This is a genomic window from Agromyces sp. NPDC058104 (assembly GCF_042884835.1).
Classification (GTDB): Bacteria; Actinomycetota; Actinomycetes; order Actinomycetales; family Microbacteriaceae; genus Agromyces.
Genome location: NZ_JBHVTD010000002.1, coordinates 617,134 through 637,193 on the forward strand (window position 1 = coordinate 617,134; position 20,060 = coordinate 637,193).

Here is a 20,060-nt window from a genome sequence, read left to right on the forward strand (position 1 = left end):
GAGCGAGACATCGCTCCTCGACCACCGCATCTGCAAGGAGGCAGCATGCGCCGCACGATCGGCGTCAACACCTGGGTGTGGGCTTCCCCCCTCACCGACGAGAACCTTCCCGCGCTCGCCGCCAAGGCGGCCGAGCTCGGCTTCGGCGCGATCGAGCTGCCGGTCGAGAGCCCGGGCGACTGGTCGCCGGATGCCGCAGCCGAACTGCTGGCGGAGCACCGCCTCGCCCCGATCGTGATCGGCGCCATGGGCCCCGGCCGCAACCTCGTCGCGGCGCCCGGTTCCGAGATCGTCGCCACGCAGAACTACCTCGTGCACTGCCTCGGCGTCGCCGAGCGGCTCGGCTCGCCGGTCGTCGCCGGCCCCTTCACGGCGGCCACGGGTCGTGCGTGGCGCATGGACGCCGAGGAGCGCGAGGCCCGGTACCACGAGCTGCGGGCGAGCCTCGCACCCGTCGTCCGGCAGGCGGAGGCCCGTGGCATCCGGCTCGCGATCGAGCCCCTGAACCGCTACGAGACGAGTCTCGTGAACACGGTCGAGCAGGCCCTCGAGGCGCTCGGGCCGCTGCTCGGCCCCGGCCTCGGGCTCGCGCTCGACAGCTACCACCTGAACATCGAGGAGAAGTCGATCGGCGACGCGATCCGCGCCGCGGGGGAGCACCTCGCCTACGTGCAGGTGTGCGGCAACGACCGCGGCGCCGTCGGTGACGACCACCTCGACTGGCCCGCGTTCCTCGACGCACTCGACGACGTCGGGTACGCGGGCGCGCTCGGGCTCGAGAGCTTCACGGGCGAGAACGCGACGATCGCGGTCGCCGCGTCGGTGTGGCGCCCGCTCGCTCCCACGCAGGACGAGCTCGCGGCACGGAGCATCCGATACCTGACCGCGCTGCAGGACGAAAGGAACCCGGCATGACCGCCTCCACGCACCCCGTCACGCTCTTCACCGGACAGTGGGCCGACCTGCCCTTCGCCGAGGTCGCACGCCTCGCCGCCGAGTGGGGCTACGACGGCCTCGAGATCGCCTGCTCGGGCGACCACCTCGACCTGAAGCTCGCCGAGGAGGAGCCCGGCTACCTCGCCGAGCGTCAGGAGATCCTGAAGCGGCACGGCCTCGAGGTGTTCGCCATCTCGAACCACCTCACGGGGCAGGCGGTCTGCGACGACCCGATCGACTTCCGCCACGAGGCGATCGTCCGCCCGTACACGTGGGGCGACGGCGACGCCGAGGGCGTCAGGCAGCGCGCGGCCGACGACATGAAGCGCGCGGCACGGGTCGCGCGGAAGCTCGGCGTCGACACCGTCGTCGGCTTCACGGGCTCGGCGATCTGGCAGTACGTCGCGATGTTCCCGCCCGTGCCGGCCTCGGTCATCGAGGGCGGCTACGAGGACTTCGCGAACCGCTGGAACCCCATCCTCGACGTGTTCGACGCCGAGGGCGTGCGCTTCGCGCACGAGGTGCACCCGTCGGAGATCGCCTACGACTACTGGACCTCGGTGCGCAGCCTCGAGGCCATCGGCCGCCGCGAGGCGTTCGGCTTCAACTGGGACCCGTCGCACATGATGTGGCAGGGGATCGACCCCGTCGGCTTCATCTGGGACTTCAAGGACCGGATCTACCACGTCGACTGCAAGGACACCCGGATGCGCCCGGCCACCGGCCGCCCCGGCATCCTCGGGTCGCACCTGCCGTGGGGCGACCCGCGCCGCGGGTGGGACTTCGTCTCGACGGGGCACGGCGACGTGCCCTGGGAGGACGCGTTCCGCGCGCTCGACGCGATCGGCTACACCGGCCCGATCTCGGTCGAGTGGGAGGACGCCGGCATGGACCGCCTGCACGGCGCGGCCGAGGCCGTCGGCTTCATCCGGTCGAAGCTCTTCCCCCGACCGACGGCCTCGTTCGACGCGGCCTTCTCGAACCAGTAGGAGTCGCCGCATGCCCATCGAGCACACCGTCGTCTTCCGGCTCGTCCACGAGCCCGGCTCGGCCGCCGAGCAGGAGTTCTTCGACACCGCCCGCGAGACGCTCACCGGCATCCCCGGGGTCGCGGACTTCGCGATCAGCCGCCAGGTCAGCCCGAAGAGCGCGTACACCCACCGCTTCGGCATAGTGTTCGCCGACCAGGCGGCCTACGACGCCTACAACGCGCACCCCGCCCACGTCGGCTTCGTCGAGGGCCGGTGGGTGCCCGAGGTCGCCGAGTTCCAGGAGTACGACTTCGAGCGGCTCTGAACGGCGGGGGAGCCCGCGCGCCGACGTCGTGGCCTGAACGGGCCAGGCCGGACTGGCCCGGACACGCGATGCGCACGGCGCGTCGTCGGCGGTGGAATCGGAGCGTCGCGAACCGGCGACGCACCGATCCGAGGGAGCCACCGATGAACACCCCATCCGAATCCGCCGGCAGCATCGCCGACTCGATCGCCGTCGGACGCGCGCGCGGCTACTACCGCGTGCTCTTCGACGCCGGCCCCGTCGACGCCGAGACGTTCGCCGAGCTGGCCGGGGTGCCCGAGCCGAGCGGCCGCGTCTGGCTCGAGGAGCAGGCCGGCGCCGGCCTGCTCCGCGTCGTCCGCGCCCCCGAGGGCGACCGTGACGAGCTGCTGCTGCCCGGCGAGTACGTGCCCGTGCTCGTCAACGCCGCGGACACCCGGGAGTTCTCGGGTGCGCGCGCCCTGCTCCGCGAGCATCTCGTCGAGGTCGAACGGGTGCGCGCGCTCGCCGCCGGTGCGCAGCCGTCGCTCGCGAGGTAGTGCCGAGCGTCCCTCGCGTTCGTAGACTTGCGCCGTGCGACCTGAAGACCAGGTGATCCACCATGCGGAGCTCGACGGCCGTTCGATCGCGTGGTCGGCCGTCGGTGCCGGACCGCCCCTCGTGATCGGCGGCTGGTGGTCGAGCGACCTGGAGCTCGACTGGCGCGACGCGGGGTTCCGGCGCTTCGTCGAGCAGTTCGCGCGCCACCGCACGGTCATCCGCTACGACCGCCCCGGCACGGGGAGGTCCGATCGGGACGCCGCGCCTGCCGGCACCCTCGACGAGGAGCTCGCGGTGCTCGAGGCGGTCGTCGACGCGGCCGCGGACGCATGCGCGGGGGAGCCGATCGCCCTGTTCGGCGGCTCGTCGGGCGGCGCGGTCGCCTCGCTGTTCTCGGCGCGGCATCCCGGACGCGTCGATCGCCTCGTGCTCTACGGCACGTACGCCCGTGGGGCCGACCTCGCGCCGCCGCCCGCCCGGGCGGCGATGCTCGGCGTCATCGAACAGCACTGGGGCCTCGGATCGCGGGTACTGGCGGACCTGTTCCTGCCGGGCGCGACGGCCGAGGAGCGTGCCGAGTTCGTCGAGTACCAGCGGAGGTCGGCCTCGCGGGAGGTCGCACTCGCCTCGCTCCGTGCGGTCTACGGGGTCGATGCGACACCGCACCTCGCCGACGTCCGCGCGCCGACGCTCGTGCTGCACCGCCGCGGCGACCGGGCGATCCCGTTCGCGCTCGGCAATGACGTGGCCGCGCGGATCCGCGACGCGCGGTTCGTGGGGCTCGAGGGCGACGACCACTTCCCGTGGCGGGGCGACGCCGACTCCGTCGCGCGCGAGACCCTCGCCTTCCTCGGCGCGCCGGTCGAGGCGCCGAGCGCCGGACCGAGGCCGGGGCCATCCGGTGCCGCCCGCCTCACCGCGCGCGAGCGGGAGGTGCTGCGGCTCGTCGCCCGGGGCGACACCGACGCCGAGATCGCCGCGCGTCTCCTGCTGAGCCCCCACACGGTGCACCGGCATCTCGCGAACATCCGCACGAAGCTCGGGGTCCCCTCACGGGCCGCTGCGGCCGCATGGGCCGTGCGGCACGACCTCATCTGACGCGACCGCAGCCCGCCCGCGGATCGCACGTGCGCCTGGGCCCGGTCCCGCTCAGCCGGCGATGCTCCAGTAGCTCACCTGCGTCTCGGGATGCCGCGGGTGGTCGTCGACCGAGCGGTCCCACGTGGCATCCGTGTGGCCGCCGTAGAAGACGTCGACGTTCCCGTCCTCGTCCTCGATGACCGCGGTGACGATCGCGGTGTGGTCGCGGTCGCCCGAGGCGTCCCAGTCGAACTGCACGATATCGCCCGGCTTCACCTGCGCGCGCTGCGCGTCGCCGAGCGCCGTCGCCCGCTCGGGGTGCGCGGCGAGGTAGTCGCGGAACAGGGTCGACGAGCGCCAGGCGGGGGAATGGGCGTAGGCGTCGCCGTCCTCCGAGTACCACCACTCGTCGTCGGGCAGCCAGCCGCGCTCGATGAGCGACTGCGAGGCGAAGTTCACGCAGTCGTCGTCGCCGAGCACGCCGTAGCGCTCGCTCTCGTCGGCGTCCCAGTGCTCGCGCACGTACTCGAGCTGGCGCAGCACGGGGGCGGGCAGCTCGGGGTCGAGCTCGAGGGCCGCCGCGTTCGGATGACTGCCGTCGCCGCCCTGCGTGCCCGGTCCGCGCGGGGCGTTGGCCGCGACGACCGCGCCCACGACGGCGGCGACCGCCCAGACGAGGAGCGCGAGCACCGCCAGCAGCGCGCCGCCGACGAGCAGGCGACGGCGGAGGTACACCCATCGTCCGGGACCCGTCGAGGGGCGCGGCGCCGTCGGCTCCGCCCCGCCGTCGCGGGTCGCCTCGGCGACCCCGCCGCTCGTGTTCAGGTCATCCACTCGATCCACCGTACGTCGCTTCGGCGGGCGTTCGCTCAGGACTCGGCGGTCGCACGCGGATGCCCCGGCCCGACCCGCGGCCCGGGGCACCCGCGTCGTGCTCAGCGCTCGGTGACCGTGCCCGCCGTGATGTGGAGGCGGCGCTCGGCGCGGCGGGCGACCGCCGAATCGTGGGTGACGACGACGAGCGTCAGCCCGCGGTCGCGGCGGAGCCCCTCGAGGAGCTCGAGGATCTCGTCGCGGGTCTCCTCGTCGAGGGCGCCCGTCGGCTCGTCGGCGAGCAGCACCTCGGGCTCCTTCACGAGCGCACGGGCGATCGCGACCCGCTGCTGCTGGCCGCCCGAGAGCTCGCTCGGCAGGTGGCCGGCGCGATCGGCGAGCCCGACCGAGGCGAGCGCCGCCGCGGCGCGTTCGGCCCGCTCGCGGCCGGCGACGCCGAGGGGTTCGAGCGCGGTCTCGACGTTCTCCTGCGCGGTGAGCGTCGGGATCAGGTTGAAGTTCTGGAAGACGAACCCGATCTCCTTCGCGCGGATCTTCGCGAGCCTCGCGTCGGGCATCTTCGAGATCTCGTCGTCGCCGAGGCTGATCGTGCCCGAGGTCGGCCGGTCGAGACCGCCGAGCATCTGCAGCAGCGTCGACTTGCCGCCGCCCGTCGGCCCCTGGATCGCGACGTGCTCGCCCGTGCCGATCGCGAGGTCGACGTGCTTCAGGGCGTGCACCGTGCGGTCGCCCTGCCGGTAGGTCTTCGTGAGCTGGGTGAGGGTGTACATGGTCTGCTCCGTGATGGTCGTTTCGATGAGGGGATGTCGCGGGGCGGGCGCCCGCCCGTCAGCCGACGCTCCTGAGCGCCTCGGCGGGGCGAAGGCGTGCGGCTCGCCAGCCGCCGATCGCGCCCGCGAGGAGGCCGCCGAGGACGGCGATGCCGACGGCGATCGCGATGACCGACACCGTGACGGGGGCGTTGAGGGCGACCTCGGTGGTCGCCGCGGCGGTCTGGCCCATGGGGCCGAACGCCCGCCCGCCGGCCGCGTCGCCGCTCGTCTCGCCGGGGCCACCAGCGCCGCCGGGGCCGGAGGCGAGGTCGAAGCCGCCGCTCGCGGCGCCGCCCGACAGGGTCGGGGCGAGCAGGTTGACGACGGCGATGCCCAGCAGGCCGATGAGGACGCCGCCGGCGCCGCCGATGAGGCCCTGCACGAGCGACTCGCCCGCCACCTGGCCGACGACGCGACTGTTCGACCAGCCGATCGCCTTCAGGGTGCCGAACTCGCGGGTGCGCCGGGTCACGCCCGAGACGGTGAAGAGGATGGCGATGAGGAACGCCGCCACGAGCACGGCGAGCGAGAGCCAGAGCCCGAGGTTCGACACGAGGCTCGACGCCGTCGAGAGCGAGCCCGAGACGCTCGACGCGAGCTCCTCCTGCGTCGACACGGTCGCGTCGGGCAGCGCCGCCTCGATGTCGGCCTGGACCTGCGGGATGTCGGTCGACGACGCCGCCTGCACGTAGACGTTCGAGATCATGCCGTCCTCGCCGGAGAGGGCCTGGGCCACGTCGAGCGGGATGTACACGTTCGACGCGCTCGCCGAGTCGGCGGCGTTGGCGGTCACGGTGCCGACGACCTCGAACCCGGTGCCGCCGAGGTCGATCGTGTCGCCGACCGAGAGCTCGGCGCTCGTCGCGTAGTCGGCGTCGAGCACGGCCACGTCCTCGCCGGCGTCGTCCGCATCGAGCGCGCGGCCCTCGGAGAGGGAGACCGCCGAGAGCGGGCCGATCGCGTCGGCCGCGGGGTCGAGGCCGAGCACGGTGAACGAGTCGACGTCGAAGGCGCTGCCGCCGGCGCCGTCGGGGCCGCCCTGCGGCGGCGCGGCCTGCCCGCCCTCCCCGTCGGTCGAGGGTCCGCCGTCGGCGCCTTGCATCCGGCTGAGGTCGGGCAGCTCGCCGTTGAAGGTCGTGTTGGTGAGCGACAGCGTCGCCGCGGCCGCGGCGACGTCGTCGATGCCCTGCACGGTTACGAGGGCGCCATCGTCGAAGGTGCTCGAGCCGAAGCCCGCGCTGAGCCGCGACTGGCTGAGCTCCGTGGTGCCGTCGCTCGTGGTGCCGGCGCCCGCGTCGAACTCGAACCGGGGGCCGCCGCCCTCGCCCTCCCCGGGCGGGGTGGGCGACTGGGCCACGGTGATGTCGGTGCCGACGCCGTAGACCGACTCGAGCACGGAGGCCTGCGCGGCCTTCACCCCCGAGGCGATCGAGTCGACGATGATGACGAGCGCGATCGCGAGCGCCATGCCGATGGCGATGATCGCCGTCTGCCGGCGGCGACCGGCGAGCTCGCGCCGGAGGTAGGTGAAGAACATGGGCATCCTCAGGGGGTCGGAGGGCGGGTGGTCGGACGGGGCCGGGACTGGCGACCCGGACGGATCGCCGATCGCGACGGTAGGCAGCCGCGCTGTGCCCGCCCCATGGCAGGACTATGACCCGGCTATGACCGCCTGTGCTGCGCCGGCACGGGGCATCCGCCCATCGGAGTCATAGGAAACGCATAGCCGGGTGCGGATACTGGAATCATGACCACGACTCCCGCAACCCCCCACCGCGCGCCCGCCATCGTCAAGGGCGACGGGTCGATGGTGCGCGTGCTCGTGGTCGACGACGAGCACTCGCTCACCGAGCTGCTCAAGATGGCGCTGAAGTACGAGGGCTGGGACGTGCGCACCGCCGCCGACGGCCACAGCGCGGTGCGCATCGCCCGCGAGTTCCGGCCCGACGCGATCGTGCTCGACATCATGCTCCCCGACTTCGACGGGCTCGAGGTGCTGCAGCGCGTGCGCGCCGACGGCACCGAGACCCCCGTGCTGTTCCTCACCGCGAAGGACTCGCTCGACGACCGCATCGCCGGGCTCACCGCGGGCGGCGACGACTACGTCACGAAGCCGTTCAGCCTCGAGGAGGTCGTGGCGCGCCTGCGCGGACTCATCCGCCGTTCGACGCTCACGCTCGCCCAGGCGAAGGACCCGGTGCTCGCCGTCGGCGACCTCACCCTCGACGAGGACTCCTACGAGGTCGCGCGTGCGGGCGAGCCCATCGAGCTCACCGCGACCGAGTTCGAGCTGCTCCGCTACCTCATGCGCAACCCCCGCCGCGTGCTCTCGAAGGCGCAGATCCTCGATCGCGTCTGGTCGTACGACTTCGGCGGCAAGGAGTCGGTCGTCGAGCTCTACATCTCGTACCTGCGCAAGAAGGTCGACGCCGGCCGCGAGCCCATGATCCACACGGTCCGCGGTGCCGGGTACATGCTGAAGGCCGCCGGATGACCCGGCCCGGCGACCCGGGGCACGCCGCCGCCTCGCGCGAGGCGAGCGCGGCGGTCGCGACCGGTTCGACGGGGGCGGTCGACGCGCTCGGCGCCCCCGACGACGTGGACGCCCCGCACCGACACCCGTGGACCCTGCGTCGCCGGCTCCTCCTCATCGTCGCCGCGCTGCTCGTCGCCGTGAGCGCGGTCGTCGGCCTCGTGAGCGTCGCCGTGTTCCACAGCTCCTCGGTCGCCCGGCTCGACGCGAACCTCGACTCGACGATCTCGCGCGCGAACCTCGCGATCTCGGGCCAGCCGCCCGGCTTCCCCGGCGACCCCTCGGCGGCGCCGTCGCTCGTGCTCAACATCCCCGGCCAGGAGGCCGGCACCCTCGCCGCGCTCGTGCCCGCCGACGGCGAGACGAGGGCCGGGTACATCACCGAGGGCGGCCGCGTGCTCGACCTCCACGCCGACCTCGCCGAGGTGCTCGCGGCGGTGCCGACCGACGGCGAACCGCACTCGATCCGGGTGGGAGAGCTCGGCGACTACCGCGCGCTCGCACTCGAGCAGACCGACTGGGAGGGCGTGCGGATCGTGCTCGCCCTGCCGCTCGCCGAGGTGAACGCCGACAGCTCGCAGCTCGCCCTGACCATCACGATCGTCGCGCTCGCGGGGCTCGTCGTCGCGCTCGGGCTCGGCTCGGTCATCGTCGCCAGGGCGCTCAGCCCGCTCGAACGCGTCACCGCGACCGCGCAGCGCGTCTCCGAGCTGCCGCTCGACCGCGGCGACGTCGCGCTCGCCGAGCGGGTCGACGTCGACGACGACGGCACCGAGGTCGGCCGGCTCGGCTCCGCGTTCAACCGCATGCTCGGCCACGTGGCCTCCGCCCTCACCGCCCGCGAGCAGAGCGAGCAGAAGGTGCGCCGCTTCGTCGCCGACGCCTCGCACGAGCTGCGCACCCCGCTCGCGTCGATCCGCGGCTACGCCGAGCTCACGCGCCTCCACGGCGGCGAGCTGCCCGACGACGTCGTGCATGCGCTGTCCCGGATCGAGTCTGAGTCGCTGCGCATGACCGGGCTCGTCGAGGACCTGCTGCTGCTCGCCCGGCTCGACGAGGGTCGCGAGCTCGTGCACGGCCGGGTCGACCTGCGGGCGATCGTGGTCGACGCGGTCGGCGACGCGCAGGCCGCCGGCCCCGACCACGAGTGGTCGGTCGACGCGCCCGACGACGACGTCGAGGTCTCGGGCGACGACGCGCGCCTGCGGCAGGTGCTCGCGAACCTCCTCGCGAACGCCCGCGTGCACACTCCCGCCGGCACCGAGGTCGTGGCCCGGCTCCGGGCGACCGGCGACCGCGCCCGACTCGAGGTGGTCGACGACGGCCCCGGCATCGACGAGTCGGTGCGCGCCACGCTCTTCGAGCGGTTCGCACGCGGGGATGCCTCGCGCTCGCGCCGCGCCGGATCGACGGGCCTCGGCCTCGCCATCGTGCGCGCCGTGGTCGAGGCGCACCACGGCACGGTCGAGGTCGCGAGCGAACCGGGCCGCACCGTCTTCACGGTGGAGCTGCCGCTCGCGACGGCCGCAGCGCCCGTGTCGACGCCCGCGCCCGCGCCGACGTCGGCCGGGGCCGCCGAGTAGCGCGGATCGCTCGCACTCGCCGCCGGTTCGCCCGCCCGCGCCGCCCCGCACTTCTCAGGATGAGCGGGTCGATGCCCTCGACCTGGGCGCCATCGGGGCGCACGTCCTGAATACTGCGGCGTACGGTCGGCTCTCGGGCGCAGGCCCGCGGCCCGGCACGGCCCTGCCCTCGCTCTGGCGTGTCGCGCTCGCGCGCCCGTAGCGTGTGGAGCAGCCACGGGGCGGTGGCACCGCGCCGGGCGCGGGGGGAGGCCTGCGCCCCGGAACCACCGAAGGAGCATCCGCATGATCCGAGCGGTACCTACCACCGCAGGGCGGCGACGCGGTCATCGCGTCGCCGTCGCCATGACGGCCGCGCTCGCCTGCGCGGGCGTCGCGATCGCGTCGCCGGCGTACGCGAGCCCCGAGCCGGCCGAGCCGACCTTCGTCGACGGCCTCTCGCAGGCCGTCTTCACCAAGAACTCGGCCGAGTGGGTGCACGAGGAGGCCTGGGTCGAGAGCGAGGTCGACTCCGACCGCGACGGCCTGCCCGACCTCGTGCACATCGACGTGAGCCGGGTCCCCGAGACCGAGAGCGCCGACCTCAAGGTCCCGGTGCTGATGGAGCTCAGCCCGTACTACGCCGGCGGTTCGCAGGTCACGAACTGGTCGGTCGACCACGAGATCGGCGACCCGCCGAGCGAGAAGGAGCCGTGGCCCGCCTACGTGCCGCGCAACCGCACGAGCCCGACCATCTCGCGTTCGCTCGAGAACACCTGGGTGCCCCGCGGCTTCGCCGTCGTGCACGCCGAGGGCTTCGGCAGCGGCTGGTCCGAGGGCTGCCCGACCTCGGGCGGCACCAACGAGTCGCTCGCGGGCAAGGCCGTCGTCGACTGGCTGAACGGCCGTGCGACGGCCTACACCAGTCCCGAACGCACGACGGAGGTCGCCGCCGACTGGACGACGGGCAGCGTCGGCATGATCGGCACCTCGTACAACGGCACGCTGCCCATCGGCGTCGCCTCGACCGGCGTCGAGGGGCTCGACGCGATCGTGCCGGTCTCGGCGATCTCGAACTGGTACGACTACTACCGCGCGAACGGCGCGGTGCGAGCGCCCGGCGGCTACCAGGGCGAGGACCTCGACGTGCTCGCCGACTACGTCTACACCCGCTTCGACCAGGAGATCTGCCAGCCGGTCATCGACGAGCTGCGGGCGAACCAGGACCGCGTCACCGGCGACGAGAGCCCCTTCTGGGCCGAGCGCGACTACCTCGCGACCGCCGATCGGATCTCGGCCGCGACCCTCGTCGCGCACGGGCTCAACGACTGGAACGTCATGACGAAGAACGCCGCCGACCTCTACGAGGAGCTCAAGGCGAACGACGTGCCGCACCAGATCTACCTGCACCAGGGCGGTCACGGCGGCAACCCGAACGACACGCTGCTGAACCGCTGGTTCACCCGGTACCTCTACGACGTCGAGAACGGCGTCGAGGCGTTGCCGAAGGCGTACGTCGTCCGCGAGGACCGCACCCTCACCGAGTACGCCGAGTGGCCCGACCCGGCGGCCGAGCAGGTCAAGCTGAAGCTCGGCGGTGCGGCCGAGGCCGACGGCGTCGGCACGATCGCGGTCTCGCGTTCGGGGTCGAAGGCGAGCGAGGACCTCGTCGACGACGCGAGCCTCCTCGCCGCCGACCTCGCGGCGGCGGCGTCCTCGCCGAACCGGCTCGCCTACCGCACCGAGGTGCTGGGGGAGCCGATGCGCCTCTCGGGCACGCCCTCGGTATCGCTGCGCCTCTCGGTCGACCGGGAGAAGGCGAACCTCACGGCGCTGCTCGTCGAGTACCCGACGACCGGCGCGCCGAAGATCATCACCCGCGGGTGGATGGACGTGGAGAACCGCAACTCGGCCGCGGTGACCGACCCGATCACCCCCGGCCGCGCGTACGACTTCGCGTTCGAGCTCGAACCGAAGGACTACGTGTTCTCGGCCGGATCGCAGATCGGGCTCGTCGTGCTCTCGAGCGACCACGAGTTCACCGTGCGCCCGGCCCCGGGCACGACGCTCACGCTCGACCCGTCGAAGTCGACGGTGCACCTGCCGCTCGTCGGCGGCATGGGCGCGCTGCAGCAGTCGCTGCACGCCGGCTGAACCGGCGCACTGCGACCCGCCGCTCGGGCGGCCGGCAATGACGAAGGAGCGTATCGAGACCCGGGGGTCTCGATACGCTCCTTCAGCGTCGGAGTGACGGCTACGCCTCGGCGAGGCCGCCGAGCATCTCGGCGAACAGCTCGAGCTCCTCGACCGAGCGCTCGCGCAGCACGGCGTGCAGGCGCGACTGGTTGCGCGCCCGCACCGCGGTGATGCGCTCGACCGCCTCGGGGGTGGGCGCGATCACGCGCACCCGCCCGTCGCGCTCGTCGGGGCGGCTCGCGACGAGGCCGACCTCCTCGAGCATGCGGATCTGCCGGCTCACGACGCTCTTGTCCATGTCGAAGAGCTCGGTGAGGACGTGCGCGTTCGTCGAACCGAGCCGCACGACCGTCGCCAGCAGCTTGTACCCGGCGGGGTTCAGCTCGGGGTGGATCTGCTGCGCCGCCTCCTTCCACACCGTGCGGGCACGGCCGAAGACGACGGAGAGCTGGTCCTCCACGTGGGCGATCGCCTCGTCGACGGTGGGCTCGACGGCGGAGTCGGCGGTGGGCTCGGTCACGACGCTCATGCTACTTGCGGCCGCCCGTGGCCTCGGCCCCGGCATCGCGGGCGGACGCCTCGTCGCGGCGGCCGCCCGTGGCATCCGAAGCGTCGACGAGCTGGATCGACGAGGTGACCGGCGCCGCGATCTCGGCCTCGGCGAGGTCGATCGCGACCTGCTCGGCCTCCTCGGCCAGCGTCTGCGCCGCGTTCTTCGTCGACAGGGGCTTGTTCGGCAGGAACGCGATCGCGATGAGGCTGATGACCGCGAGCGGGATCGCGATGAGGAACACGTCGGCGATGCCGTGGCCGTACGAGCCCTCGACGATCACGCGGATCGTGTCGGGCAGCTCGGAGACCTTCGGCAGCGAGCCGCTCGCGAGCGACTTCAGCGCGTCGACCTCGTCGGCCGAGCTCGGGGTGAACTTCGACAGCCCGTCGGTGATGTGGGCGGTTACCTGGGTGGCGAGCACCGAGCCCATCACGGTCACGCCGATCGTGCCGGCGATCGAGCGGAAGAAGTTCACGTTCGAGCTCGCCGCGCCGAGCTGCGAGGCGGGGGTGTCGTTCTGCACGATGAGCGTGAGGTTCTGCATGATCATGCCGAGGCCGGCGCCGAGCACGAACATGTAGATCGAGACGAGCGTGAAGTCGGTGTCGTAGCGGAGCGTGGTCATGAGGCTCACGCCGGCGAGGGTGAGCACCGAGCCGAGGAGCATCCAGCCCTTCCACTTGCCGAAGCGGCTGACGAGTGCGCCGATGCCGATGGAGGCGCCCATCTGGCCGACGATCATCGGGATGGTCATGAGGCCCGACTCGGTCGGGGTCGCGCCGCGTGCGAGCTGGAAGTACTGCGCGAGGAAGACGCTCGTCGCGAACATCGCCACGCCGATCGAGATCGACGCGATCACCGACAGGGTGAAGGTGCGGTTCGCGAAGAGGGTCATCGGCACGATCGGTTCCTCGACGAGGAACTCGGTGACGATGAAGCCGATGATCGCCGCGGCGGAGACGCCGATGATGACGAAGCTCTCGATCGAGTTCCACTCGAACTGGTTGCCGCCCATGGACACCCAGATGAGGAGGAGCGAGACGCCGACCGTGAGGAGGATCGCACCGAGGTAGTCGATCTTCACGCGCTCGCGGTTGGGCTTCGGCAGGTGCAGCGTGCGCTGGATGAGGATGATGGCCGCGATCGCGAAGGGCACGCCGATGAAGAAGTTCGCGCGCCAGCCGAAGGCGTCGGTGATGACGCCGCCGAGCAGCGGGCCGCCGATCGTGGCGAGCGCCATGATGCCGCCGACGACGCCCATGTACTTGCCGCGCTCGCGCGGCGAGATGATGAGGGCGACCGCGATCATGACGAGCGACATGAGGCCGCCGGCGCCGAGGCCCTGCACGACGCGTACGGCGATGAGCATGCCGGTCGACTGCGAGAAGCCCGCGACGACCGTGCCGACGACGAAGAGGCCGAGCGCGAGCTGCAGCAGCATCTTTCGGTCGACGAGGTCGGCGAGCTTGCCCCAGATCGGGGTCGAGACGGCGGTCGCGAGCAGGCTCGCGGTGATGACCCAGGTATAGGCCGACTGGTCGCCGCCGAGGTCGGCGATGATGACGGGCATCGAGGTCGAGACGACCGTGCCCGAGAGCACGGCGACGAACATGCCCATGATGAGGCCCGAGAGGGCGGTGAAGACCTGCCGAGGCGTACGAGTCGTCGTCTCGAGGTCGTTCGGAAGCGTGGAGGTCACAGAGGTTCCTTGCATAAGTAGTTGATCGACATCAACTATAGAGAAAGTCGTTGCATTCGTCAACTGTCGACATGGGTCAACTATTCCCGCGCGGGCGATGGCGGGGTCGGGGCTGGGCCGGGTCGCGGGACGCGGTCGGCCCGATTTGGCGGAGCCCGGGGCATCCGCTACGCTTGACGGAGCCGAAGACCGCTGGTTGTCGTGCGCGCTCGTGAAAACGGGCGAATGCGACCGAAGTCTTGCGAAAGCAAGGGCCCGCGCAGGTGTGACGAAGACTTTCCGAGAGATCTCGGCCTGAGCTCCGCGCAACTGCGCCGGAGCTTTTTTCTTTCTCCCCATTGCTTCCAGCGCTCCAGGCCGTGCATCGCCTCCGCGATGCACGTTGAGTACACAAGGAGTGGCCATGGCGAACAAGGAAGCCTCGGTTGCCGAACTCACGAACCTGTTCGAGAGCTCGGCCGCCGTTCTGCTGACCGAATACCGCGGCCTGACGGTTGCACAGCTCAAGCAGCTGCGCAACACCATCCGTCAGGACGCGAACTACGCCGTGGTGAAGAACACGCTGACCAAGATCGCCGCCAACAAGGCCGGCATCTCGACGCTGGACGAAAGCCTCACCGGCCCGTCCGCCGTCGCCTTCGTGCACGGTGACTTCGTCGCCACTGCCAAGGCCGTGCGTGACTTCGCCAAGGCGAACCCGAACCTTGTGATCAAGGGCGGCGTTTTCGAGGGCAAGACCCTCGACGCCGACGAGGTCAACAAGTACGCCTCGCTCGAGAGCCGCGAGGTTCTGCTTGCGAAGGCTGCGGGCATGATGAAGGCGACGATGGGCAAGGCTGCCGCCACCATCGACGCGCTTCGCGAAAAGCTGGAGACCGCCGAGGCCGCGTAAGCGCCCGACGGACTCGTTACAACCCCATCTATTAGGAGATACATCATGGCGAAGCTCACCACCGAAGAGCTGCTCGAGCAGTTCGCAGGTCTCACGCTTGTCGAGCTCAGCGAGTTCGTGAAGGCGTTCGAGGAGAAGTTCGAGGTCACCGCGGCCGCTCCCGTCGCCGTTGCCGGCGCTGCCGGTGGCGCGGGCGCTGCTGAAGAGGCTGAGGAGAAGGACTCCTTCGACGTCATCCTCGAGGCTGCCGGCGACAAGAAGATCCAGGTCATCAAGACCGTCCGCGAGCTCACCTCGCTCGGCCTCGGCGAGGCCAAGGCCGTCGTCGACGGTGCTCCCAAGGCCGTGCTCGAGGGCGCGAACAAGGAGACCGCCGACAAGGCGAAGGCCGCCCTCGAGGAGGCCGGCGCGACCGTCACCCTCAAGTGATCGGGGCGCCTTCGGGCGCGCTCGCTTGAGGTGACCCGCGTCACCTGAACGACACGGATGCCCCGTGGCCCATCGGCCACGGGGCATCCGTCGTTCTCGGGGCCCCGCGCTGCGCTGCACGCGTTCAGGACATAGTCCCCTGGTCAGGACGAAATCGCAGGAATCGTCCTGAGCGGCTCGCCTTCTCCTGAATCGGCGATGGTTCGACTATTGGATAGCTCGGCTATATAGTTGAGCTATGCAATCCTCCGGCCACGCCGACCTCACCGACCTCATCGGGGGCCTGGTCTCGGTGAACCATCGACTCACCCGCCTCGCCGCCGCCTCGACCTCGTCGACCGAGTCGCCCGCCGTCTGGCGCACGCTCGCGGTGCTGCGCGACCTGGGCCCGATGCGCCTCGGCGAGCTCGCCAGGGTCAGCCGGGTCAGCCAGCCCACCATGACCAAGCTCGTGCACGCGCTCGACGACCGCGGCTGGGTCCGCCGCATCGCCGACGCCGGCGACGCCCGCGCCTGGCTCATCTCGGCCGACCCGCGCGGCCTCGCCGCGCTCGACGACTGGCGCGACGAGCTCGTCGGCGCCATGGCGCCCTACTTCGACGACCTAGCGCGCGACGAGCGCGAGACGCTCGCGAGCGCCGTCGCGCTCATCCGCGCCCGAATCGAGCGGGCCGACGACGCCGCGCGCGGCGGAGCGATCGCGTGACCGCGCACGGCCACGAGACCTCCGCGTCGATCCTGAAGCAGCCGAAGGCCGTCTGGGCGGTCGCGTTCTCGTGCGTGATCGCGTTCATGGGCATCGGCCTCGTCGACCCGATCCTCCCCGCGATCGCCGAGAGCCTCGAGGCCACGCCGACCGAGACCGAGATGCTCTTCACGAGCTACCTGCTCGTCACGGGACTCGCGATGCTCGGCACCAGCTGGATCTCGAGCCGCATCGGCGCGAAGAAGACGCTGCTCATCGGCCTGGGCATCATCGTGGTGTTCGCCGCCGCCGCCGGGCTCTCGCAGAACGTCGAGTCGATCATCGGCTTCCGCGCCGGCTGGGGCCTCGGCAACGCCCTGTTCATCTCGACCGCACTCGCGACGATCGTCGGGGCCGCGGCGGGGGGCTCGGGCTCGGCGATCATCCTCTACGAGGCGGCGCTCGGGCTCGGCATCGCGGTCGGGCCCCTGCTCGGCGGCCTCCTCGGCCACCTCAGCTGGCGAGGCCCGTTCTTCGGCACCGCGGCGCTCATGGCGATCGGCGTGATCGCGATCCTCGTCTTCCTCAAGGACGACGAGGGCGCCCCGGGCAAGCGGCCCGAACCGACCCGGCTCTCGGCGCCGCTGCGCGCGCTGCGCCAGCCGGCGCTCGCCGTGCTCGCCGCCGCGGCGCTGTTCTACAACATCGGCTTCTTCGTGCTGCTGGCGTACTCGCCGTTCCCGCTCGGCTTCGACGCGCTCGGGCTCGGCTTCACGTTCTTCGGCTGGGGCGTCGCGCTCGCGATCACCTCGGTGTTCGTCGCGCCGCTGCTCACGGCGAGGATGCCGCGCACGCGAGTGCTGTGGATCGCGCTGCCGCTGCTCTCGCTCGACCTCGTCGCCGCGGGCCTCCTCGTCGAGAACTCCGCCGCGCTCGTGGTCTGCATCGTCGTCGGCGGGCTCGTGCTCGGCGTGCTCAACACCGTGCTCACCGAGTGCGTGATGGAGGCGACCGATCTCCAGCGTTCCGTGGCATCGAGCGCGTACTCGGCGGTGCGGTTCCTGGGCGGCGCCCTCGCCCCGCCGGCCGCGGCCGAGCTCGCGCACCTGATCTCGCCGTCGGCGCCGTACTCCGCGGCAGCGGGCTCGGTGCTCGTCGCCGCGCTCATCGTCGTGCTGGGGCACCGCGCGCTGCGCAGGGTCGACCGGGTGGAGGGAGCCGCCGAGGCATCCGAGGCGACCGAGCGCGAGGCCGAGGCGATCACGGCGGGCGACGCCGCCTGAAGCGCGCTCGCGAGTGATCCCGGCCGACCGACGCCCGACCTGGCGACACCCGGCAGGGGCGTGCTCAGCCGCGCGGCGCGGTCGTGCTCGAACGCACCACGAGCCGGGTCGGCAGCGGTGCGCCCGAGTCGGGCAGGGGGTCGGCGACCTCGCCGTCGCCGAGCAGCCGCAGCACCGCGTCGACCGCGAGGCGCCCCTGCTCGCCCGGCGACTGTTCGATCGTGGTGAGGCCGAACATCTCGGCGTACTCGTGCCCGTCGACCCCGATGACCGAGAGCTCGCCGGGCACCGCGATGCCGAGTCGCTCGGCGGCGATCATCGCGCCGAACGCCATCTCGTCGGAGGCGGCGAACAGGGCGGTCGGGCGGGGCCCGGGCTGGCCGAGCAGCTGGAGCGCGCCGGTGCATCCGGCCGGCATCGTCGTGTCGGCCTCGACGACGTGACCCTCGCCGGGGACGAGCCCGGCGGCGGCGAGCGCGTCGAGATAGCCCCGCAGGCGCTCGCCCTGCACGCTGCCCGGCTCGGCGGCCGCGTCGGGCCCCGCCAGGTGGGCGATGCGGGTGTGGCCGAGGCGCAGCAGGTGCTCGGTCGCGAGCGTGCCGACGGCGCGGTCGTCGATCGCGAGCCGGGCGTCGACGGCGCCCCGCCCGCCGAGGCACACCAGCGGCTTCTCGCTGCGCGCGAGCCCGGCGGCCTCGTGCTCGGCGAGGTCGACCCCGACCGCGATGACCGCGTCGACCCGCTTGCGCGCGAGGAAGAACTCGAACACCCGATCGCGCTCGGGGCCGTCGTCGCCCACGTTGTAGAGGGTGAGGTCGTAGCCGGCCGACAGCAGCGCGCGCTCGATGCCCTCGAGCACCTCACCGAAGAACCAGCGGTTGACGATCGGGATGACCACGCCGACGTTCATCGTGCGGCCGGTGACGAGGCTCGCGGCCGCGGGCGAGGCGATGTAGCCGATCTCGGATGCCGCAGCCTCGACCCTGCGACGGGTCTCGTCGGCGACGTGGCCGCCCCCGGAGAGCGCTCGGGAGGCGGTGGCCTTCGAGACCCCCGCCAGGCGCGCGACATCGCCGATGGCCGCCATGCGCAACCCCCTCCGTCGGGCAGTTCCGGAGCCGAGCCTAGCGGCAGACCGGCCGCGGATGGAACCGGTTCCGGCGGATTCGCGGCGCGACTCGTGGGAGCGCTCTCCAGCCGCGAACCCGGCTGCCCGCTACGGTGACTGATTCGTGACCCGGGCTCCCTTGTGGTCGCCCGCACCGCTGGCCTACCGTGGGGTCTGGAACCGGTTCCCGGCTCCGCCCTGCACCACACTCAACGAGGAGATGACATGAGATTCACACGGCATCGCCGTCTGATGGCCCCCGTCGTGGTGGCCGCAGCGGTCGGTCTCACACTCACGGCCTGCACGGGCGACATCGCGAACGAGGAGTCCGCCACCGGCGACTGCGGGCCCTACGAGAGCTACGGCAGCTTCGAAGACGGCACCGAGGTCGATGTCTACGGCACCATCCTCGACCCCGAGGCCGAACTGCTGAACCAGTCCTGGGCCGACTTCGAGAGCTGCACGGGCATCGACATCGTGTACGAGGGCTCCGACCAGTACGAAGAGCAGCTGAACGTGCGCATCGAGGGCGGCAACCCGCCCGACCTCGGCATCACCCCCCAGCCGGGCCTCATCGCCCGCCTCGCCGAACAGGGCGACCTCCTCGAGGCGCCGCAGGCGGTCGCCGACAACGTGGCCGAGTACTGGTCGGAGGACTGGGCGGCCTACGGCACCGTCGACGGCACCCTGTACGGCGCGCCGCTCATGGCGAACATCAAGGGGTGGATCTGGTACTCGCCCGCGATGTTCGAGGAGAACGGCTGGGAGGTCCCCGAGACGCTCGACGACCTCGCGACGCTCACCACCGAGGTCCGCGAGTCGGGCGCCGTCGACAAGCCCTGGTGCGTCGGCTTCGCCTCGGGCGCGGCCACCGGCTGGCCCGGCACCGACTGGGTCGAGGACATGGTGCTCCGCCAGTCGGGCGCCGACGTCTACGACCAGTGGACCACCCACGAGATCCCGTTCAACGACCCGGCGATCGCCGAGGCGTTCGACACGGTCGACGGCTTCATCCGCGACGACGCCAACGTCAACGGCGGGCTGGGCGACGTCCGCTCGATCGCCACGACCGACTTCGGCGACGCCGGACTGCCGATCATGGACGGCGCGTGCGCGATGCACCACCAGGCCTCGTTCTACGAGGGCTTCTGGCCCGAGGGCACGACGGTCGCCGAGGACGGCGACGTGTGGGCGTTCATGATGCCCGGCACCGAGGCCGGCGCCAACGCGGTCACGGGCGGCGGTGAGATCGTCGCGGCGTTCTCCGACGCCGACGAGGTCGTCGCGGTGCAGACCTACCTGTCGAGCCCCGAATGGGCCAACTCGCGGGTGAGCCTGGGCGGCGTCATCAGCGCGAACACCGGGCTCGACCCCGAGAACGCCGGCAGCGACCTGCTGAAGGCGTCGGTGGAGCTCCTCCAGGACCCGAACACGACCTTCCGCTTCGACGGCTCCGACGTGATGCCGGCCGCGGTGGGCTCGGGCTCGTTCTGGACGGGCATGGTCGACTGGATCGGCGGCAAGAGCACCGCCGACACGCTCGACTTCATCGAGGCGAGCTGGCCGCAGTAGCGACGGATGCCTCGGGGCCGCGCCGCGCGCGGCCCCGAGGTCTCCCATCCCCACCCTGCCGCGCGGTGCGC

General features: G+C 72.0%; 19 protein-coding genes. 13 read left to right on the top strand and 6 right to left on the bottom strand.

The genetic code is table 11. The features are described 5' to 3' along the window. Positions 1-45: 45 nt before the first annotated feature. From ACFVTH_RS10805 to ACFVTH_RS10825, 5 genes are all read left to right on the top strand, one after another. The gene (locus tag ACFVTH_RS10805; RefSeq protein WP_387090349.1) at positions 46-915 is read left to right on the top strand and encodes a sugar phosphate isomerase/epimerase family protein; all 870 of its coding nucleotides are present in this window, start codon (positions 46-48) and stop codon (positions 913-915) included. Next, positions 912-1,925, top strand: coding sequence for a sugar phosphate isomerase/epimerase family protein (locus ACFVTH_RS10810; RefSeq protein WP_387090351.1), 1,014 nt, complete (start codon positions 912-914; stop codon positions 1,923-1,925). Before ACFVTH_RS10805 ends, ACFVTH_RS10810 begins: the two co-directional genes overlap by 4 nt. Before the next feature lie 10 nt (positions 1,926-1,935). Continuing rightward, the gene (locus ACFVTH_RS10815) at positions 1,936-2,232 is read left to right on the top strand and encodes a Dabb family protein (RefSeq protein WP_387090354.1); all 297 of its coding nucleotides are present in this window, start codon (positions 1,936-1,938) and stop codon (positions 2,230-2,232) included. A 143-nt stretch (positions 2,233-2,375) separates the two neighbouring features. Continuing rightward, complete coding sequence (locus tag ACFVTH_RS10820) at positions 2,376-2,750, top strand: hypothetical protein (RefSeq protein ID WP_387090357.1); 375 nt, start codon at positions 2,376-2,378, stop codon at positions 2,748-2,750. A 34-nt stretch (positions 2,751-2,784) separates the two neighbouring features. Beyond that, positions 2,785-3,849, top strand: a complete 1,065-nt coding sequence (locus ACFVTH_RS10825; RefSeq protein WP_387090359.1) for an alpha/beta fold hydrolase — start codon at positions 2,785-2,787, stop codon at positions 3,847-3,849. 51 nt (positions 3,850-3,900) lie between these two features. On the opposite strand, the gene ACFVTH_RS10830 is transcribed toward ACFVTH_RS10825, so the two are convergent. From ACFVTH_RS10830 to ACFVTH_RS10840, 3 genes are all read right to left on the bottom strand, one after another. Beyond that, complete coding sequence (locus tag ACFVTH_RS10830) at positions 3,901-4,665, bottom strand: amidase domain-containing protein (RefSeq protein ID WP_387090361.1); 765 nt, start codon at positions 4,663-4,665, stop codon at positions 3,901-3,903. Between the two features lie 101 nt (positions 4,666-4,766). Beyond that, on the bottom strand, positions 4,767-5,435 hold the full coding sequence (locus tag ACFVTH_RS10835; RefSeq protein WP_387090364.1) for an ABC transporter ATP-binding protein: 669 nt from the start codon (positions 5,433-5,435) through the stop codon (positions 4,767-4,769). A gap of 58 nt (positions 5,436-5,493) precedes the next feature. Further along, a complete protein-coding gene (locus ACFVTH_RS10840; RefSeq protein ID WP_387090367.1) occupies positions 5,494-7,014 on the bottom strand; it encodes an ABC transporter permease in 1,521 nt (506 codons plus the stop codon). Positions 7,015-7,224: 210 nt separating this feature from the next. On the opposite strand from ACFVTH_RS10840, the gene ACFVTH_RS10845 reads away from it, so the two are divergent. From ACFVTH_RS10845 to ACFVTH_RS10855, 3 genes are all read left to right on the top strand, one after another. Beyond that, complete coding sequence (locus tag ACFVTH_RS10845) at positions 7,225-7,971, top strand: response regulator transcription factor (RefSeq protein WP_387090370.1); 747 nt, start codon at positions 7,225-7,227, stop codon at positions 7,969-7,971. Continuing rightward, entirely contained in the window at positions 7,968-9,593 is a 1,626-nt protein-coding gene (locus ACFVTH_RS10850; protein ID WP_387090372.1) for a sensor histidine kinase, read from the top strand. The genes ACFVTH_RS10845 and ACFVTH_RS10850 overlap by 4 nt, the downstream gene beginning before the upstream one ends. Before the next feature lie 285 nt (positions 9,594-9,878). Then, positions 9,879-11,726 carry a Xaa-Pro dipeptidyl-peptidase gene (locus tag ACFVTH_RS10855; RefSeq protein WP_387090374.1) on the top strand — a complete coding sequence of 616 codons (1,848 nt, stop codon included), beginning with the start codon at positions 9,879-9,881 and terminating at the stop codon, positions 11,724-11,726. Positions 11,727-11,826: 100 nt separating this feature from the next. Here ACFVTH_RS10855 and ACFVTH_RS10860 read toward each other — a convergent pair whose 3' ends face one another. Together ACFVTH_RS10860 and ACFVTH_RS10865 are read right to left on the bottom strand one after the other, a co-directional pair. Then, a complete protein-coding gene (locus tag ACFVTH_RS10860; RefSeq protein WP_387090377.1) occupies positions 11,827-12,288 on the bottom strand; it encodes a MarR family winged helix-turn-helix transcriptional regulator in 462 nt (153 codons plus the stop codon). Positions 12,289-12,298: 10 nt separating this feature from the next. Continuing rightward, positions 12,299-14,035, bottom strand: coding sequence for an MDR family MFS transporter (locus ACFVTH_RS10865; protein ID WP_387090378.1), 1,737 nt, complete (start codon positions 14,033-14,035; stop codon positions 12,299-12,301). 388 nt (positions 14,036-14,423) lie between these two features. On the opposite strand from ACFVTH_RS10865, the gene rplJ reads away from it, so the two are divergent. The 4 genes from rplJ to ACFVTH_RS10885 all read left to right on the top strand — a co-directional run bounded on the left by rplJ (position 14,424) and on the right by ACFVTH_RS10885 (position 17,309). Further along, complete coding sequence (gene rplJ, locus ACFVTH_RS10870; protein WP_386938458.1) at positions 14,424-14,912, top strand: 50S ribosomal protein L10; 489 nt, start codon at positions 14,424-14,426, stop codon at positions 14,910-14,912. Between the two features lie 45 nt (positions 14,913-14,957). Then, complete coding sequence (gene rplL / locus ACFVTH_RS10875; protein ID WP_387090381.1) at positions 14,958-15,341, top strand: 50S ribosomal protein L7/L12; 384 nt, start codon at positions 14,958-14,960, stop codon at positions 15,339-15,341. Positions 15,342-15,579: 238 nt separating this feature from the next. Next, positions 15,580-16,047: a MarR family winged helix-turn-helix transcriptional regulator gene (locus tag ACFVTH_RS10880; RefSeq protein ID WP_387090383.1), complete on the top strand. Its 468-nt coding sequence runs from the start codon at positions 15,580-15,582 to the stop codon at positions 16,045-16,047. Beyond that, on the top strand, positions 16,044-17,309 hold the full coding sequence (locus tag ACFVTH_RS10885) for an MFS transporter (RefSeq protein WP_387090385.1): 1,266 nt from the start codon (positions 16,044-16,046) through the stop codon (positions 17,307-17,309). The genes ACFVTH_RS10880 and ACFVTH_RS10885 overlap by 4 nt, the downstream gene beginning before the upstream one ends. A gap of 64 nt (positions 17,310-17,373) precedes the next feature. Here the strand turns inward: ACFVTH_RS10885 and ACFVTH_RS10890 are convergent, their stop codons facing one another. Then, on the bottom strand, positions 17,374-18,396 hold the full coding sequence (locus ACFVTH_RS10890; protein ID WP_387090388.1) for a LacI family DNA-binding transcriptional regulator: 1,023 nt from the start codon (positions 18,394-18,396) through the stop codon (positions 17,374-17,376). A gap of 246 nt (positions 18,397-18,642) precedes the next feature. On the opposite strand from ACFVTH_RS10890, the gene ACFVTH_RS10895 reads away from it, so the two are divergent. After that, entirely contained in the window at positions 18,643-19,989 is a 1,347-nt protein-coding gene (locus tag ACFVTH_RS10895) for an ABC transporter substrate-binding protein (protein WP_387090390.1), read from the top strand. The last annotated feature ends 71 nt before the right edge of the window (positions 19,990-20,060 follow it).